The sequence below is a fragment of the Nocardiopsis alborubida genome (assembly GCF_012396365.1).
GTDB classification, from domain to species: Bacteria; Actinomycetota; Actinomycetes; order Streptosporangiales; family Streptosporangiaceae; genus Nocardiopsis; species Nocardiopsis alborubida.
Genome location: NZ_JAAXPG010000034.1, coordinates 55,979 through 72,814, shown reverse-complemented (window position 1 = coordinate 72,814; position 16,836 = coordinate 55,979). Strand labels below are relative to the sequence as shown.

The following is a 16,836-nucleotide window of genomic DNA, read 5'->3' as shown; positions in this document are numbered from 1 at the left end:
GGCCCCACCCTCTACGACACCTACACCCCCACCACCACCCTCAACCAACTCATCATCCTCATCCCCGCCCTCGCCCTCATCACCCTGGGCTGGCTCCTCATCCCCCTGGCCGCCGACACCTACCTACGCTTCAACCGCCTCCTGCTCGCCCCCTCCGAAAAAGCCCGCCTCACCGCCCGCGTCGCCCACCTGGCCACCAGCCGCGCCCACACCATCGACACCCAGGCCTCCGAGATCCGCCGCATCGAACGCGACCTCCACGACGGCGCCCAAGCCCGCCTCGTCGCCCTGGGCATGAACCTCGGCATGGCCGAACAAATCGTCGAAAAAGACCCCGAAACCGCCCGCGCCATGCTCACCGAGGCCCGCGAAACCACCCGCCACGCCCTCACCGAACTCCGCGACCTCGTCCGCGGCATCCACCCGCCCGTCCTCGTCGAACGCGGCCTCCACGGCGCCGTCCACGCCCTCGCCCTCACCCACCACCTGCCCATCACCGTCACCATCGACCTCCACGGCCGCCCCGCCGACCCCGTGGAGTCCGCCGCCTACTTCGCCATCGCCGAACTCCTCACCAACACCGCCAAACACGCCCACGCCACCCACGCCTGGATCCACATCAACCACGGCCGCAACCGCCTCGTCATCACCGTCACCGACAACGGCACCGGCGGAGCCAACCCCGCCCCCGGCAGCGGCCTGGCCGGTATCCGCAGGCGCCTGGACGCCTTCGATGGCACGATGAACATCACCAGCCCCCCGGGCGGCCCCACCATCGTGACCCTGGAGATCCCGTGCGCGTTGTCATCGCCGAAGACCTTGCCCTCCTCCGAGACGGCCTGATCCGACTCCTCCAAGCACACGACTTCACCGTCGTCGCCGCAGTCGACAACGGCCCCGACCTACACACCGCCCTCACCGACCACAAACCCGACGTCGCCGTCGTCGACGTACGCCTACCCCCCACCTTCACCGACGAGGGCCTCCAAGCCGCCATCGCCGCCCGCACCCAGATCCCCGGCCTGCCCATCCTCGTGCTCTCCCAGCACGTCGAACAGCTCTACGCCCGCGAACTGCTCTCCGACGACACCGGCGGCGTCGGCTACCTGCTCAAGGACCGCGTCTTCGACATCGGCCAGTTCATCGAAGCCGTCCGCCGCGTCGCCGACGGCGGCACCGCCATGGACCCCGCCGTCATCTCCCAACTCCTCGCCCGCCAGGACCAGAGCGGCCCCCTCGCCCAACTCACCCCCCGAGAACGCGAGGTCCTCTCCGAAATGGCCGAAGGACGCTCCAACTCCGCCATCGCCGGACGCCTCTACATCACCGAAAAAGCCGTCAGCAAGCACATCAACAACATCTTCACCAAACTCGACCTGCCACCCTCCTCCGACGACAGCCGCCGCGTCCTGGCCGTCCTGGCCTTCCTCAACGGCCAGTAACCCCCGGCGGCCACCGGCCCACCACACGGGCCCAGCGCCCAGGACCCGCCCAGCAGGACCACGCGCGGCACTCCAGCAGCAGCCCGGCCTCCGAATTCGCCTCATGAGCCAGAGCGGAGTACCGGGCCTCGGCCAGATGGCGCGGCGGCTCCCGCCGCCGCACGTCCACCAGCGCCGCACCCCGCACCGACCGCCCTCCCTCACGAGCACCCAACAAACAGCGGTTACCAAAAAGACCGCCAAACCCACCCCGAACACACCAAAGGCCGTGGCCCAGACCACCCGGTCCAGGCCACGGCCACCAACACCGCCCCGCCTACTACCCCCTACTACTGCTCACGACGCACCCGGTACAACCCGTCGATCTCCTCCGCGAACGCCCGCAACACCGCCTCACGCCGCAACTCCCCCGACGCGTGCACCAACCCCGACTGCACCGTGAACTCCTCCGCCAACACATGGAACGACCGCACCGCCAGATGACGCGGCACACTCCGATTGGCCTCGTACACCAACCCCTGCACCTCACGCAGCAGCTCGCGGTCCCCCGCGATCTCCTCCGGCGCCATCGCCAACGGCCGACCGTTCACCAACCGCCAGTACTCCAACTGGTCACGCACCAACGTCACCAACGCACTCGCGAACGGCCGCCCCTCCACGATCACCAACACCTGACTGATCAACGGATGAGCACGCAACCGCGCCTCGAACTCCGCCACCAGCTCCGCGTCCCCCCGCTCCACACGCTGCTCCTGCGGCTCCACCACAGCCAGCTCCCCACCCCCGGCCGGGTCCACCGCCGCGAACGCGGCCGTCACCGCCAACATCTCCCCCAAATCCCCACCCGAGACAGCACCGGGCTCCTGCTCCACCGCGGCCTCCAACGCACGACCCTCCACGGCACGCGCGTCCGACCCACGCCGCGACACACCCTCCTCGGCCCCGCGCCCCTCAGGCCCACGCTGTTCCTGCGCCGGCCGACCCTCCAGGGCACGCCCCCGCCCCTCAGGCCCCTCCAGCACACGGCCCTCCAACGCGCGCACATCACCCGCCCCACGCGCCACGAACCGCCCAGCCAACTCCTCCGTCGCCGCCTGCACCCGCAACCGGCCCACCACACTCACGACCCCGTCCGCGTCCACCTCACCCGCGTACCCCGTCGCCAACCACCCCTCACGGAACGCACTCCGCGAGGCCTCACCCTCACCCCAGTACCCCGAGAACACCGCACCGCCGCGCACATGGATCTCGCCCTCACCCGACACCCACACCTCACGACCCTCCAGGGCACGCCCCACCGTCCCCGGAACCCGGTCCCCCACAGCACCGGCCACGAACACACCCGCCGCCTCAGCCGTACCGAACGCCTGCACCACCGGAATCCCCACACCACCGAAGAAGGAGTCCAACCGGTCCGACAGACCACCGCCCCAGCACACCGCCAGATGCACCCGGCCACCGAACAACTCCCGCACCCGCGAGAACTGCCAGTCATACATCGACCGCGACAACCGCTGCCACGCACTCCTGCGCGGCGACCGGTCGAACTGCACCGCCGACTCCACCGCGGCGTTGAACGTGCCCAACGAGTCCCACCCCGTCGAACGCGCACTCCCCCGCTCAGCAGAGAAGACACCCTGCAACACCCCGGCCGAACACACCAGCACCGTCGGCTTGAACGCCTCCACCTGCCGCATCAACCCGGTCGCACCGGCCAACCCCACACGCACACGCCCCACCATGCACGCCACCAACGAAGCCAACCCCGAGATCTGCGACAACGGCAGATCCAACAACGTACTCGCCCGACCCTCAGGCAACTCCGACAACCGCGGCCACATCCGGTCCACCACATCCGCCGCCGCGGACAACAACGCCCCGTGCGACAACACCACACCCCGCGTCGACCGCGACACCGTACTCACCGGATACAGCACCACCGCCACGTCCTCGGCCACCGCCCCATCCCGACGAAACCGCACCGACGACGCATCCATGTACGCACCCAGCGTCACCACATCCGCCAGACCCGCATCCATCCGCCACACCCGACCCAGGTCCGGCAACTCACGCTGCAAACCCGACACCGTGCGCAACAACCGCTCACCCTGCACCACCGCAGCCGCCGGACGCGTCTGCCGCACCACATGCACCAAACGCTCCGCCGACACCGACTCCGGCAACGGCACCAACACCGCACGCACCGACCACACGGCGAACGCCAACCGCACCCACTCCTGGTGCGACCCCGACACCACCACGACCCGGTCGCCCTCACCCACACCGGCCGCCACCAAACCCTTGGCGACCGCCGTCACCTCCGTGGCGAACCCACCGGCCTTCACCCGCTCCCACCGGCCGCGCTCACCGCGCACGGAGAACACCTCGGCATGGGCCTCCTCCGTGGCCACCCCGTACACCAGGTCGCTCAACCCGGAAAGACCCCGAGCCCGCATACCAGGAGTGACACTCGGATCGCCCATACCCACTCATCCTCTTGCCGTATCGGAAGACAGGCCGGACCGGCCCACCTCAATCGGGGGATTGCGACCTACTGTGCCCATTTCCCCACCACACGGCAACCCGGAACGCAGACCCACAACGCCCCAGCACACACCACCGGCCACACCCACCCGAGCCGGAGCCACACGACCGCGAACACCCCGCCGCGCACCACACCCACAGGGCCCCAGGCACCCCACCCACGGCACCCGGGCCCACACCACCGAAAACGGTCACCGCACCTTCGTGCGCACCGACCACACATACGCCAGCAGCGACAGCACCGCCACCGACACCATCACCACCGCCATACTCACCAACGACGGCTCACCCGTCTCCGTCAGCCCCGCCAGCGACGCCACACCACCGCCCAGCGCGAACTGCAACGCACCCATCAACGCCGAGGCCGTACCCGCCACCGCCGCCGGCTGCCCGTCCAGAGCCGTCACCGTCGCGTTCGGCATGATGAACCCGACGCTGAGCATCATCAACGCGAGCAACGCCACAACCATCCACAACTGGGCCACACCCAGCAGAGCCAGCACCACCAGCACACCCACCGAGGCAAGAGCCAGCACCAGCCCCATCCCCAGCCGCCGCAGCGTCTCCACACGACCCACCAGGAAACCGTTCAGCTGCGTACCCGCCATCATCCCCAGCGCGTTCACCGCGAACAGCCCCGCGTACAACTGCGGCGAGACACCGAACTCCGTCTGCGACACGAACGAGAACGCCGACACGTACGTGAACAGCATTCCGAAACTGAAACCCATCGTCAGCACCGGACCCACGAAACGCGGCTGACGCAGCAGACCACCCACCGTCGCCACCAGCTGACGCGGCCCCTGCCGACGACGGTCCTCCACCGGCAGACTCTCCGGCAACCACACCAAAACCAGCACGAAGCTCAGCGCCGACATCACCGCCAGCACCCAAAAACTCAACTGCCACGGACCCACCAGCAGCAACTGCGCACCCGCCAACGGCGCCAACAGCGGAGCCAGCATCATCACCAGCGCCAGACGCGAGAAGAACCGCACCGCGTCATCACCCGCGAACAGGTCACGCACCACCGCACGACCGATCACCGCACCCGCGGCACCGGCCACACCCTGCACGAACCGCAAAGCGATGAACAACGTCACGTCCGGCACGAACACGCACAGCACCGACGTCACCGTGAACAGGGCCACGCCCACCAGCAGCGGACCTCGACGCCCCACGGCGTCGCTCAGCGGCCCGATCACCAGCTGGCCCACCGCCAGGCCCAGCATCATCGCCGTCAGCGTCAGCTGGATCTGCGCCTCACTCGTCCCCAGATCCCGGGTGATCTGGGGGAAGGCCGGAAGGTACATGTCGGTCGCCAACGGCCCGGTCGCCGTCAGCACACCCAGGACCAGCACCAGCAGCGCCACCGACTTGCGCGAAGGCGTCCAGCGCCCGCCCGCCTCCGGTGCCGGGGCGGAGGCCGAAGCCGGGGAGGAATCCGGGACGGGGGACGTGGACCGCCCCACCGCCCCCTGGTCAGGGGTCGCGGAGGGGGAGTTCGGGGACTGCACAGGCACTCCAGTTCAGGAACGGGAAAAGCGCCGGGAGGAAGAGCCCCGCCGACGACGGACACACCCATCCCAACATCCCGACCCCGGGAATCGCCTCCTCTTTATCCCCCAGAACGCCTGTGATGTCCGTTACGACCCGAACGGTTACCTTACGAGCCGGTCCAGCAACCGTACGACCTCACCCTCCGGATCCTCCGTCAGACCACCGTGGATCGGCCCCGGCTGCACGATCGTGCTCCGCGGAGCCGTCAACCACCGGAACCGCTGACCGGGGCGCTCACGACCGGCCGCACCCGCCCCCGCGCCGCCACGGCACATCACCTCCACCGCCTCCAGCGCACGCCGCACACCGGCCACGTCCGCCTCCGGGTCCACCGCCAGCAACCGCCGCTCGTCCAACGCCGAACGAGCCCCCAGGAACCCCCGCTCCTGGCAGTACACGATCACCCCGGCGTTCACACACTCACCGCGCTCCAACCGCGGCACCACCCGCAACAGCGCGTACTCGAACACCGCACGCTCGCGCCGCTCACCCACACGGCCGGTCGTGACCGCGTCGCTGTAACGCCTCGGGGCACTCATCCCGTCACCTCCGGCAGCCAGGAACGCTCGGCCACCCGGGCCAGCAGGTACCGCACATACGCCTCACGCACATCCCCAGGCCCGTCGAACCCGGGCTCGTCCACCAGCCACTCGTCCGGCACCAGCTCCACCACACGGCGCAGCAGACCCTCGTCCACCAAGGGCGCCAGCTCCGCGTCCGCGGCGGCCAGGTCCGGTGACGCACCCGACAGCACGTGGTCGGAGGCGTCGTAGGCGCGGTGGACGAACCGCTCGGCGTTGGCCCAGTTGTGGTGGAAGATCAGCGTCGCACCGTGGTCGATCAGATAGGGGCGCCCGTGCCACAGCAGCATGTTCGGGTTGCGCCAGGACCGGTCCACGTTGCCGGTCAGGGCGTCGAACCACAGCACCCGCCCGGCGAACCCCCGGTCCACCTCGAAGGTGAGCGGATCGAAGCCCAGCGAACCGGGGAGGAAGTCCATCCCCAGGTTGAGCCCGCCGCTGGCCTTGAGCAGCTCCTGCACCTCGGGGTCGGGCTCACTGCGGCCGATCACCGCGTCGAACTCCGTCGTGACCAGCTCCGGAACGGGCAGCCCCAGGGCGCGGCCCAACTCCCCCGCGACGACCTCGGCCACGAGCGTCTTGCGCCCCTGACCCGCCCCGAGGAACTTGACCACGTACATTCCCAGGTCGTCGGCCTCGACCAACCCCGGGAGCGAACCTCCTTCGCGCAGCGGCAGAACGTACCGCGTCGCGACCACCTTTCTCAGCACGCGGACCAGCATAGGCAGCGCACGGAGTGCACGCGCACCGCCGCCGCGGAGGCCCGCCTCTGAGCCGGACGCAGAGGGCGGCGTCCCTCCGACCCTCGACCGCACCGCGACCACCTCTCGCGGTCGCCACTAAACGACGCTGAACACGTTCCAGGCAGCGTCCCCGTCCGCCGCGACACGCCGAAGCGTCCCCGGATGGGGAGTCGGTAGGACTGTGCGGCGTAGCCGCACGATCTCTCTTGTTTTTCTTGTTTTTTAAGAAAAGAACCGCCACCTGTACGACGTAGATTTATAACAGGCGAACGAGCACAGGCGAGGGGCCCGATTCCGAACGAACCGGGCCCCTCTCACGCTTCCCTCGGCCGCGCACTCCCCCGCTAGAGGTTGTCCTCGGGGTTGTCGCCCCACTCGCCGTCGCCCTCCCCCGGCGTGGGTACGACCGGCGTCGGCTCCGCTTCCCCGTCCTCACCGTCCCCCTCACCCGGGACCGGCGCCGGCCCCGTCGGGCTCTCCGGGCTCTCCTGCGCCTCGGGGGGCTGCGCCGGACTGGGCATCTCCGGCGGCGGGAACTGGAGCATCCACCAGTACAGCAGCGACACCAGCAGCAGGATGAGCACCAGCACCAGGCCCAGCCCGCTGATCAGCCACCAGTTGCTCTCCCCCGCCGCCACGGCGCTGTCCCTGCGACCCGCCCAGGGCGCCCACCGCACCGAGACGGGGCCGCGCGAGCCCGCCCAGTGCGGCATCACCACCGGGCCGCGCGCGGCCGCCCGGCCCGAGCGCGCCGCCACCTTGAGGAAGTCCTCCGCCGCGGCGCCCGACCCGTCGTGGGCCAGGGCCACCCACAGCGCCGAGCGCCCGTGCGTGCGGGCCGCGATCACGTCGGGGCTGCGGCGCACCGCCTGGGCGAACCGCTCGCGCGCGCCGCCGTCACCCGCGGCCCCGGAGTCGAGCACGGCGACGCTCACCTGGTTCCCGGAGCCGTCCCTGCCCAGGTAGACCACGCCGAGCGAGGAGTCGCGCACCCGCCCCAGCAGGCGGTAGCCGCCCAGTTGACGCGGATCACCCTCGTTCAGCCCCATCGTGGGAACCGCCATGTCATCCCCCTTGCCCTCCACACCGGCCGTCCGCTTCGCCGCGTTGTGTACCGGACTGGTGCCCGCGAAACGGGTAGTGTCACCACAGGTGAGTGATCCACAACCTATCCGGTGCCCCCGCGTCGGGGCTCCCTGCTAGGAAGGCGGCACATGGCAGAGAGCGGAAACGGCTCAGCGCCCTCCGCGGGCCCGGACAGCACTCCGGGTGAACCGACCCGGCTGCTGCGCGCCGCGCTGCACGAGGTGTCCAGGGTGATCGTGGGCCAGGAGCGCATGGTGGAGCGCTCCCTCATCGCGCTGGTCGCGGGAGGGCACTGCCTGATCGAGGGCGTGCCCGGCATCGCCAAGACCCTGGCGGTGTCCACCCTGGCCAAGGTCACGGGGGGCTCGTTCGCCCGCGTGCAGTTCACCCCGGACCTGGTGCCCTCCGACATCGTCGGCACGCGCATCTACCATCCCTCCACCGAGCAGTTCGACGTGGAGCTGGGGCCGGTCTTCGCCAACTTCGTGCTCGCCGACGAGATCAACCGGGCCCCGGCCAAGGTGCAGTCGGCCCTGCTGGAGGTCATGGCCGAGCGGCAGGTGTCCCTCGGGGGGACCACCCACCCGCTCCCCTCCCCGTTCATCGTCATCGCCACACAGAACCCGGTCGAGTCCGAGGGCGTGTACCCGCTGCCCGAGGCCCAGCGCGACCGGTTCCTGATGAAGGTCAACGTCCGCCACCCGCGCGCGCACGAGGAGATGGAGATCCTGCGCCGGATGTCGACCACGCCGCCCACCGCGCACCAGGTGCTCGACCCCGTCACCCTGAGCGAGTTGCAGTCCGACGCCCAGCGCGTCCACGTCCACCAGCTCATCGCCGACTACGTGGTGCGGCTGGTCATGGCCACGCGCGAGCCGGAGAACCACCAGATGCCGGACCTGCGCCAGGTGCTGGAGATGGGGGCCAGTCCCCGTGCCACCCTGGGCCTGGTCTCGGCCGCGCGGGCCCTGGCCCTGCTGCGCGGGCGCGACTACGTGCTCCCCGACGACGTGCGGGTGCTCGCCCACGACGTCATCGCCCACCGCCTGGTGCTGACCTTCGACGCCCTGGCCGACGGGATCACCGCCGAGCAGGTGGTGGACCGCATCCTGTCGACCGTGCTGGCGCCGCGGGTGATCTGGGACGAGCCGCCCAGCGGGGAGACCGCCTCCTTCGCCTCCGCGAGGTGAGCCGGTGAACGCACCCGCCATCGGTACCGACCCCAGGCTGCGCGCCGCGCTGCGCCGCCTGGACCTGCGCATCGTGCACCGCCTGGAGGGGCTGCTGCACGGCGAGCACCTCGGTCTGCGCCTGGGCCCCGGTTCGGAGGCCGCCGAGGCGCGCCTCTACCAGCCGGGTGAGGACGACGTGCGGCTCATGGACTGGTCGGTGACCGCGCGCACCGACACCCCGCACGTGCGCGACCTGGTGGCCGACCGCGAACTGGAGAGCTGGACCCTGCTGGACCTGTCGCCGAGCATGGACTTCGGCACGGGCCTGCGCTCCAAGCGCGAGGTGGCGGTCGGGGCGATGGTCGCGGCCAACATCCTCACCCAGCGGGTGGGGGACCGCTTCGGCGCCCACTTCCTGCACCAGGGCACGATCCGGCGCTGGCCCGCGCGTTCGGGCAAGGAGGCGCTGCTGGCGCTGCTGGCCACGGTGGCCGCGGCGCCGACCGGTGACGAGCGCGCCCCCTCCCCGCACCGGGCCACCCTGGCCGACGCGATCGGCGACCTGGTGCGGGTGCGCCGTCGGCGCGGTCTGCGCGTGGTGGTCTCCGACTTCCTGGACACCCCCGCCTTCGGCGGCGAGGTCACCTGGGAGCGCCCCCTGCGCCAGCTGGCCTCGCGCCACCAGGTGCTGGTGGTGGAGGTGGTCGATCCTCGCGAGCTGGACGTGCCCGAGGTGGGCGACGTGACGCTGCGCGACCCCCGTACGGGCATGGTGCGCGACGTGCGGCTGACGCGGGCGGTGCGCGAGCGCTACCGTCAGGCGGCCGAGGGGCAGCGCCGTGCGGTGCGCGACGCGCTGCGCCGGTGCGGGGTGCACCACCTGGTGCTAAGGACGGACCGGGACTGGGTACTGGATACGGCACGGTTCGTTCGCCACCAGAGGCGAACCGCGCACCACCTGGCCCGCCACACTCCGGGGACGCCCCGGTGAGCGCGGCGGGCCCCACCGAGGAACCGAACGAGGGCGCGGGCGCGGACCCGCGGGACAGAGCCGAGGCACGGGGGACTGACTCATGACCTTCCTGGAGCCCCAGCGGTTGTGGTGGCTGCTCCTCGTCGTCGTACTGGTCGCCGCGTACGTGTTCGCGCAGACCCGGCGGCGCGAGTACACGATGCGCTTCACCAACCTGGCGCTGCTGGACCAGGTGGCGCCGCACCGCCCGGACGTGCGCAGGCACGTGCCGGCGGTGCTGTTCACGATGGTGGTCGGGGTGCTGATCGCCTCGATGGCCCTGCCCGCGATGCCGGTGCAGCAGCCGCGCGAGCGGGCGACGATCATGGTGGCGGTGGACGTGTCGCTGTCGATGGCGGCCAACGACATCGACCCCAACCGGCTGGAGGCGGCCAAGAAGTCGGCCCAGGGGTTCGTGGAGACGCTGCCGGACCGGTTCAACGTGGGTCTGGTGGCCTTCTCCTCGACGTCGACGGTGGTCTCCTCGCCCACCCACGACCACCAGGCGGTGATCGGGTCGATCGAGAACCTCCAGCTGGGTCCGGGCACGGCGATCGGCGAGGGGGTGTTCGCCTCGCTGGAGTCGATCAGCAGTTTCGACGAGGACGCCGACGTGGACCCGCCGCCGTCGGCGATCGTGCTGCTCTCGGACGGGGAGAACACGAGCGGCCGTGACATCTCGCAGGCCGTGGCGATGGCGGCCGAGCAGGAGGTGCCGGTGTCCACGATCGCGTTCGGCACGGGCGCGGCGATGATCGAGATCGACGGCTACCAGGTGCCCGCCGACATCGACAAGGAGGCGCTGCGCGGTCTGGCCTCGGACACCGGGGGGCACTTCTACGAGGCGGAGAGCGAGACGGAGCTGGACGACGTCTACGAGGACATCGGTTCGTCGCTGGGCACCGAGCTGGTGCACGAGGAAATCGTCACACGTTTCGTGCTGGTGGCGATCGTGTTGGCGATGGCCACCGCGGTGACGTCACTCCTGTGGTTCCAGCGTCTTCCGTGATTCGTGAGGGGGCCTGCGGGCCCCCTCCGGGCAGGCCTCGGGTGACGTGGGACACATACCTTTAGGTGGGGTTTACACCGTTCCTGTTATGTCCACGGGTTAGCGTTGGCATGTTTTGTCCTGCCCATCACTTGAGGAACGATGCCGAACACACCCGCAGTGCCGACGGCGATCTGCTTTGACCTGGACGACACCCTGATCGACGATCTCGCCGCGTCGTCCACGGGACTCCGCGCGGTCATGGAACGGCTCGGCCACCCGGACTTCGGGGCCGCCCGCAGTCTGTGGGACGTGCAGACCGAGATCTCCTTCGGTTCCTACCTGCGCGGACGCCTGAACCTGGAGCAGCAGCGCCGCGAGCGCATCCGGGCCCTGGCCGTCCAGGCCGGTCACACCGACATCGCCGACCAGCACTGCGACGAGCTGTACCGGCTCTACCTGGAGGCCCACCGCTCCGCGTGGCAGGTCTTCCCCGACACGATCCCGGCGCTGAACGCGCTGGCCTCGGCCGGATACCGCCTGGCCGTGGTCACCAACGGCATCGAGTCCCTCCAGCACGCCAAGCTCCAGTCCATGGAGCTGGCCCCCTACTTCCACGCCGTGGTGTGCACCGACACGGTCGGAACGGGCAAGCCGGACCCGCGCATCTTCCACACCGCCGCCCAGCGCCTGGGCGTGGACCCCACCGCGTGCTGGCACGTGGGGGACCAGATCCAGGCCGACGGCGTGGGCGCCGCCGCCGCGAGCATGCGCCCGATCATGATCGACCGCCGGGGCCACCAGCGCTTCGAGTCGGTGACCACCATCACCAACCTGGACGAACTGCTGCGTCTGGTGGGTCTGCCCAGCGCGGCCCCGGCAGCCGGATCGCTGTGACCGCCGCCTCCCCGGGCGCTCCGGGGCGGCGCGTCACCGCGCACCTGGTCACCGCCGGCGCACCCGCGGTGCTCGGCGCGCGCGTGCTGTTCGGCCAGGACCCCGCGGAGGTGGTCCGCGGTCTGGGCGGCCTGGCGCCGGGCACTCCCCTGCGCGCGCTGGACGTGCTCACCGAGCTGGCGTCCGCGCCCGACGGGACCCCGCTGCACATCGACCGGGTGGTGTTCGCCGAGGCCGGGGCGGAGGCGCCTTGGCCCTCCGCCGGAGGCGCCGGTCTGCGGCCCTCCCCCGCCGAGCTTGCCGAGGAGGAGGCCGCGCCCGGGAACGGGCTGGCGCCGCTGCGCCGGTTCGCCTCCTACGGGATCGTCACCGACCCCGGCGGGAACGTGCTGCTGAGCCTGATCGCCGAGGGGTTCCCCGGCGCCGGGACCTGGCACCTGCCGGGCGGCGGCGTGGACGCGGGCGAGGACGTGCGGGCCGCGCTGCGCCGCGAGGTGGTCGAGGAGACCGGCCAGGACGGCCTGGTCGGGGAACTGGTCACCGTGTCCAGCCACCGCCGTGAGCGCTCCGGCGGCCACGACATCTACGCGGTGTGGGCGTTCTTCCGCGTCCTGGTGTCCGCCCCGGGCCCGGCCCGGGTGCTGGAGGAGAACGGCTCGACCGCCGACGCGCGCTGGTTCGCCCCCGGTGAGGTCGCCGGGTTGCGGCTGTCCACCACGGCCCGGCGCGGTCTGGCCTACCTGGGCCTTTCCGGCGCATCCTGAGCCTCCGGCCCGGCGCCGGCCCTCGTGCGGTGCCCGAACAGGACCGCCGCGGGCACCGCGACCTCGTACCTGTCGCGGGGTTCGAGCGACCGACGCGCTACGGGCACGGGAGCACCGCTGCTCAGGGCCTCGCACGTCACACCGGCGACGCTTCCGGACGGTCCGTCAGCTCGGCGGGAGGTCCCTGACGAACACGACCCCGTCGCTGTCGGCCAGGCGGGCCGGGTCGAGCGGGGCGTAGCCGAACCAGGGGGACACGCGGGGGACGGGGTTCGTGCCGTCGAGGGCGGCGGCCAGCCGGGGCGCGTCGACCACGCAGCGCTCCTCCCCGAGCGCGTACAGGACGCCCTCGACGGTGCCCGGGGGCGGGGTGTCCACGCCCCGGTGCCGGATCGTGCCCAGAGCCGTGGCCAGGAAGGCGTACCCCTCCCCCAGGCGTGCGCCCACGATCGCCCCGGCGCCCCACCAGTCCAGCGGCGGCCCGCCCATGCGCATCGTGCTCATGCCGCGCTGGAGGTGGGTGTTGTGGGCGTGGACCAGCACCGGCCCCCGCTCGGCGAGGGCGAGGAGGTTGTCGGCCATCATCTGGTCGCGCAGGCCCAGCAGCCGCGTCATCCGGCTCGGTGAGGTGTCGACCGTCATCCCCACGTCCTCCAGTCGCGTCATGCGACGCGAGGAGGTGTCGGCCATCCAGAAGTGGTAGCGCAGCAGGCCGGTGGCGGTGCGCGCGTACAGGCGCGCCCGGTCCCAGTCCTCGCGCGAGGTCGCCGGGACCAGGCGCGGCGTGTGCGCGTCGAGCAGCGCCGCCAGGTCGTCGGCGAGCATGCGCAGTTCCCGGACCTCGTCCGAACGCCCCACGGACTCGGCCGGGTCCAGCATCGCGTCGGGGTTGGTCCACCGCTCGTCGTCGCCGAGCAGGCGGTCCAGCGTCCGGGCGTCGCACGGGAGCTGGTCCGCCTCCACCCAGCGCGCGAGGTAGTCGTGGAGCGCGGTCAGGGCCCGCCGGGGGCTCTGGGCGCCGGTCATCTCCAGCGGGCCGTCGAAACCGGCGAAGCGCACCTGTTCGGCGGCGGGCCTGCCGTCGTTGTGGGCGCGCATCCAGCGCACGAGTTCGCGGTTGGCCGCCGACGCGCCGAGCCCGTGGCTGAACCCGTGCTCCATGGCCTCGTCGAGGGTGCCCGTGCCCGAGGTGACGTACTCGTCCACGGCCAGGCCCGCCAGGCAGTCGCTCTCGACGGCGATCGTCCGGTAGCCCTCCCGTTCGACGAGTTGGCGGAAGAGCTCGTCGCGCAGTTCGAGCAGCGCGTCCTCGCCGTGGGTGGGCTCGCCCAGGGCGAGCAGTCGCGGCCGGACCGGGAGCAGCCCCATGACGGCGGCTGCGTCGAAGGTGTGTGCGGTGTCCCTGGTGACAGTATCCATACCCTCAACGGTATCGTTGAAGTAACGGTTGAGACTTTTTCGGTACAGCGGCGGGGATATGGCTAAGAACCTTCAAAGCGGTGGTCGGCTCAGGCCGATCGACCTGGCGCGCGGGCACGGCCTGTCCACGCAGGCGGTCAGGAACTACGAGGAGGACGGGATCCTTCCGGCGGCCGAGCGCACGCGCCACGGCTACCGCGCCTACACCGCGCTGCACGCGCAGGCCCTGCGCGCGTTCCTGGCCCTGGTGCCCGGCCACGGCCACCAGTCGGCCGCCTCGATCATGCGGGCGGTGAACGGGGACGGGGCCGAGGAGGCGCTGCTCCTCATCGACGAGGGCCACGCCCAGCTCCTGGAGGACCGGCGGACCCTGCGGGCCGTGGAGGACGCCCTGCGGGGGCTGGAGTCGGGCGCGCCGCCCGAACCCGGCGGGCGGGACCGCCCCGGCCCGCCCTCCCGGAACGGCGGCGGGGCCGGGGCGGTGGAACCCGGCGGCACGTTCATCGGGCCGCTGGCGGGCAGGCTCGGCGTCCGGCCCGCGACGCTGCGCGCCTGGGAGCGCGCCGGGCTGGTGCGCCCGCGCCGTGACCCGCGGACCGGGTACCGCGTCTACGGCGGGGCCGACGTGCGCGACGCCCTGCTGGTCCACCAGCTCAGGCGGGGCGGTTACCTGCTGGAGCAGATCGCCCCGCTGGTCGCCCAGGTGCGCTCGGCCGGGGGACTGGAGCCGTTGGAGGGCGTGCTGCGCGACTGGCGCGCCCGGCTGTCCGCGCGCGGTCGGGCGATGCTGGCCGGGGCCGCCGAGCTGGAGGCGTACCTGCGCGAACGCGGATGAGGCACCGGACGCCGGCCGGTGCCGGGTCCGGACCGGCCGGAAACGCGGCTGGCGTGGCACGAGGGTTGCGGCCTACGGTGCACAGGGCCCGCTCCGGCGCGGGCTAGAAGCGCAGGTCGAAGCGCTCGTGCAGCCACCACAGCCCGGCTCCCGCCGCCAGGACCGCCATGCCGGTGATGACCGTGGGCAGCGGCAGGCTGCACGCCAGCACGACGCAGCCGCCCAGCCCGGTCAGCGGCACCAGCAGCGGCGGGCGGGGCTCGTCGGGGCCCAGCCGCAGCGCCGAGGCGTTGGTGATGGCGTAGTACACCAGCACGCCGAAGGCGGAGAAGGCGATCGCGCCGCGCAGGTCGGTGACCAGGACCAGGGCGATGACGACGGCGCCGACCAGCAGCTCGGCGCGGTGGGGCACCCCGTGGCGTTCGTGGACCGAGGCCAGGGAGCGGGGCAGGTGCCCGTCGGCGGCCATCGCGGCGGTGGTGCGCGAGACCCCGAGGATGAGGGAGAGCAGGGCGCCCAGGCTGGCCACGGCCGCGCCCACGACCACCACGGGGGCCAGCCAGTCGAACCCGGCCACCCGGACGGCGTCGACCATCGGGGTGTCGGTGGTGGACAGGCGCTCGCGGCCCAGCACGATCAGCAGTCCGGTGCCGATGACCAGGTAGAGCACCAGTACGCCGCCCAGGGAGATGTTGACGGCGCGGGGGATGGTGGTCTGGGGGTCGCGGACCTCGCCGCCCAGGGTGGCCACCCTGGCGTATCCGGCGAAGGCGAAGAAGATCATCCCGGAGGCGCCGAGCACGCCGAAGGAGCCGGGCCAGGGCCCCAGCCCCTCCACCTGGGCGACGGCGGCCAGGCGCCCGCTGAGGAGCATGGCCACGCACACGGCGGCCAGGACCGCCAGGACCGCGGCCAGCAGGATCTTGATCACCAGTGTGGAGCGCTGGATCCCGCGGTAGTTGAGCGCGGTGAGCGCGACCACGGTGGCCACCGCCAGGGCCTTCTCCCATCCGGGGAGGAGGTAGGCGCCGAAGGTCAGCGCCATGGCCGCGCAGGAGGCGGTCTTGCCGACCACGAAGGACCAGCCCGCCAGGTAGCCCCACAGCTCGCCCAGGCGCTCGCGGCCGTAGACGTAGGCGCCGCCGGACTCGGGGTGGCGGGCGGCGAGCCTGGCCGAGGATACGGCGTTGCAGTAGGCGACGATCCCCGCGATGAGGATGGCCACGGGCAGCCAGGCGCCCGCGCCGAGCGCGGCCGGGGCGAAGACGGTGAACACCCCGGCGCCGAGCATCGCGCCCGCGCCGATGGCGACGGCGTCGACGGTGCCCAGGACGCGGGCGGGTCTGGCCTGGGGGCCGGAGGAGGAGGTGGTCAACGGGGTCTCCCTTGCGTGAGTACTCCCGGCTCGCGCCGGGCGGCAACGCTCCCTTCCCCGGACGCCTCCGGTAAAAGCACAGCGGTACCTCGGGACGTGACGGCGGACCTCGTGTGCCCTGCTGGCGCACCCTCCCCCGTCACGGCCTGACCGGACACGGCGGAGGTCCCGACCCTTCGGGGGCCGGGGCGTCCCCACGCCGCCGGGGCGGCGGTCGTGTCCGACTTCCGAGTGTGCCCGATCCCGGTGACCACCGGGAGCAGTCCCGCCATGACGAAGGTGGCCGGTATCGGTCCGTACGGTGTCCACGCGGTGGCGCGGGCCGCCCAGGCACGGCGCCGCGGGCCCGGACCGGCTGTCCGGTCCGGGCCCGCGGCCACTCCTGGTCCCCCGCGGTCGGCCGCGGGGCCGCCACCGG

General features: G+C 71.8%; 15 protein-coding genes. 8 read left to right on the top strand and 7 right to left on the bottom strand.

Annotation, left to right across the window (positions count from 1 at the left end):
- Together HGB44_RS27190 and HGB44_RS27185 are read left to right on the top strand one after the other, a co-directional pair.
- Positions 1-843: sensor histidine kinase (locus HGB44_RS27190; protein ID WP_168444163.1), on the top strand; the 843-nt coding region annotated here is incomplete at its 5' end.
- Entirely contained in the window at positions 795-1,442 is a 648-nt protein-coding gene (locus HGB44_RS27185) for a LuxR C-terminal-related transcriptional regulator (RefSeq protein ID WP_017567411.1), read from the top strand. The genes HGB44_RS27190 and HGB44_RS27185, both read left to right, overlap by 49 nt.
- Positions 1,443-1,771: 329 nt before the next feature.
- Here the strand turns inward: HGB44_RS27185 and HGB44_RS27180 are convergent, their stop codons facing one another.
- The 5 genes from HGB44_RS27180 to HGB44_RS27160 form a co-directional block, all read right to left on the bottom strand.
- Positions 1,772-3,925, bottom strand: a complete 2,154-nt coding sequence (locus HGB44_RS27180) for an AMP-binding protein (RefSeq protein WP_061080979.1) — start codon at positions 3,923-3,925, stop codon at positions 1,772-1,774.
- Between the two features lie 252 nt (positions 3,926-4,177).
- Positions 4,178-5,503, bottom strand: coding sequence for a multidrug effflux MFS transporter (locus HGB44_RS27175; RefSeq protein WP_061080978.1), 1,326 nt, complete (start codon positions 5,501-5,503; stop codon positions 4,178-4,180).
- Between the two features lie 144 nt (positions 5,504-5,647).
- Positions 5,648-6,085, bottom strand: coding sequence for a DUF3037 domain-containing protein (locus HGB44_RS27170; RefSeq protein WP_061080977.1), 438 nt, complete (start codon positions 6,083-6,085; stop codon positions 5,648-5,650).
- Positions 6,082-6,849: a HipA family kinase gene (locus HGB44_RS27165; RefSeq protein ID WP_061080976.1), complete on the bottom strand. Its 768-nt coding sequence runs from the start codon at positions 6,847-6,849 to the stop codon at positions 6,082-6,084. The genes HGB44_RS27170 and HGB44_RS27165 overlap by 4 nt, the downstream gene beginning before the upstream one ends.
- A gap of 365 nt (positions 6,850-7,214) precedes the next feature.
- A complete protein-coding gene (locus tag HGB44_RS27160; RefSeq protein WP_061081013.1) occupies positions 7,215-7,934 on the bottom strand; it encodes a hypothetical protein in 720 nt (239 codons plus the stop codon).
- 150 nt (positions 7,935-8,084) lie between these two features.
- On the opposite strand from HGB44_RS27160, the gene HGB44_RS27155 reads away from it, so the two are divergent.
- The 5 genes from HGB44_RS27155 (at position 8,085) to HGB44_RS27135 (ending at position 12,789) form a co-directional block, all read left to right on the top strand.
- Positions 8,085-9,146: an AAA family ATPase gene (locus tag HGB44_RS27155; RefSeq protein ID WP_061080975.1), complete on the top strand. Its 1,062-nt coding sequence runs from the start codon at positions 8,085-8,087 to the stop codon at positions 9,144-9,146.
- Positions 9,147-9,150: 4 nt separating this feature from the next.
- Entirely contained in the window at positions 9,151-10,119 is a 969-nt protein-coding gene (locus HGB44_RS27150) for a DUF58 domain-containing protein (RefSeq protein ID WP_061080974.1), read from the top strand.
- Between the two features lie 82 nt (positions 10,120-10,201).
- The gene (locus HGB44_RS27145; RefSeq protein WP_061080973.1) at positions 10,202-11,149 is read left to right on the top strand and encodes a VWA domain-containing protein; all 948 of its coding nucleotides are present in this window, start codon (positions 10,202-10,204) and stop codon (positions 11,147-11,149) included.
- A gap of 141 nt (positions 11,150-11,290) precedes the next feature.
- On the top strand, positions 11,291-12,025 hold the full coding sequence (locus HGB44_RS27140; protein ID WP_061080972.1) for an HAD family hydrolase: 735 nt from the start codon (positions 11,291-11,293) through the stop codon (positions 12,023-12,025).
- Positions 12,022-12,789, top strand: a complete 768-nt coding sequence (locus tag HGB44_RS27135; protein WP_061080971.1) for an NUDIX hydrolase — start codon at positions 12,022-12,024, stop codon at positions 12,787-12,789. Before HGB44_RS27140 ends, HGB44_RS27135 begins: the two co-directional genes overlap by 4 nt.
- Before the next feature lie 165 nt (positions 12,790-12,954).
- Here the strand turns inward: HGB44_RS27135 and HGB44_RS27130 are convergent, their stop codons facing one another.
- A complete protein-coding gene (locus tag HGB44_RS27130; protein ID WP_061080970.1) occupies positions 12,955-14,208 on the bottom strand; it encodes an erythromycin esterase family protein in 1,254 nt (417 codons plus the stop codon).
- A gap of 58 nt (positions 14,209-14,266) precedes the next feature.
- Here HGB44_RS27130 and HGB44_RS27125 point away from each other — a divergent pair, with 58 nt between their 5' ends.
- The gene (locus HGB44_RS27125) at positions 14,267-15,043 is read left to right on the top strand and encodes a TioE family transcriptional regulator (protein WP_061080969.1); all 777 of its coding nucleotides are present in this window, start codon (positions 14,267-14,269) and stop codon (positions 15,041-15,043) included.
- Between the two features lie 103 nt (positions 15,044-15,146).
- Here the strand turns inward: HGB44_RS27125 and HGB44_RS27120 are convergent, their stop codons facing one another.
- Positions 15,147-16,418, bottom strand: a complete 1,272-nt coding sequence (locus HGB44_RS27120; RefSeq protein ID WP_061080968.1) for an APC family permease — start codon at positions 16,416-16,418, stop codon at positions 15,147-15,149.
- Positions 16,419-16,836 lie beyond the last annotated feature (418 nt).

Excerpts from the sequence above, each read along its gene's own strand:
- HGB44_RS27170 (WP_061080977.1), bottom strand. The coding sequence starts at position 6,085 with ATGAGTGCCCCGAGGCGTTACAGCGACGCGGTCACGACCGGCCGTGTG.
- HGB44_RS27165 (WP_061080976.1), bottom strand. The coding sequence starts at position 6,849 with ATGCTGGTCCGCGTGCTGAGAAAGGTGGTCGCGACGCGGTACGTTCTG.
- HGB44_RS27155 (WP_061080975.1), top strand. The coding sequence starts at position 8,085 with ATGGCAGAGAGCGGAAACGGCTCAGCGCCCTCCGCGGGCCCGGACAGC.
- HGB44_RS27145 (WP_061080973.1), top strand. The coding sequence starts at position 10,202 with ATGACCTTCCTGGAGCCCCAGCGGTTGTGGTGGCTGCTCCTCGTCGTC.
- HGB44_RS27160 (WP_061081013.1), bottom strand. The coding sequence starts at position 7,934 with ATGGCGGTTCCCACGATGGGGCTGAACGAGGGTGATCCGCGTCAACTG.
- HGB44_RS27140 (WP_061080972.1), top strand. The coding sequence starts at position 11,291 with ATGCCGAACACACCCGCAGTGCCGACGGCGATCTGCTTTGACCTGGAC.
- HGB44_RS27125 (WP_061080969.1), top strand. The coding sequence starts at position 14,267 with ATGGCTAAGAACCTTCAAAGCGGTGGTCGGCTCAGGCCGATCGACCTG.
- HGB44_RS27180 (WP_061080979.1), bottom strand. The coding sequence starts at position 3,925 with ATGGGCGATCCGAGTGTCACTCCTGGTATGCGGGCTCGGGGTCTTTCC.
- HGB44_RS27130 (WP_061080970.1), bottom strand. The coding sequence starts at position 14,208 with ATGGATACTGTCACCAGGGACACCGCACACACCTTCGACGCAGCCGCC.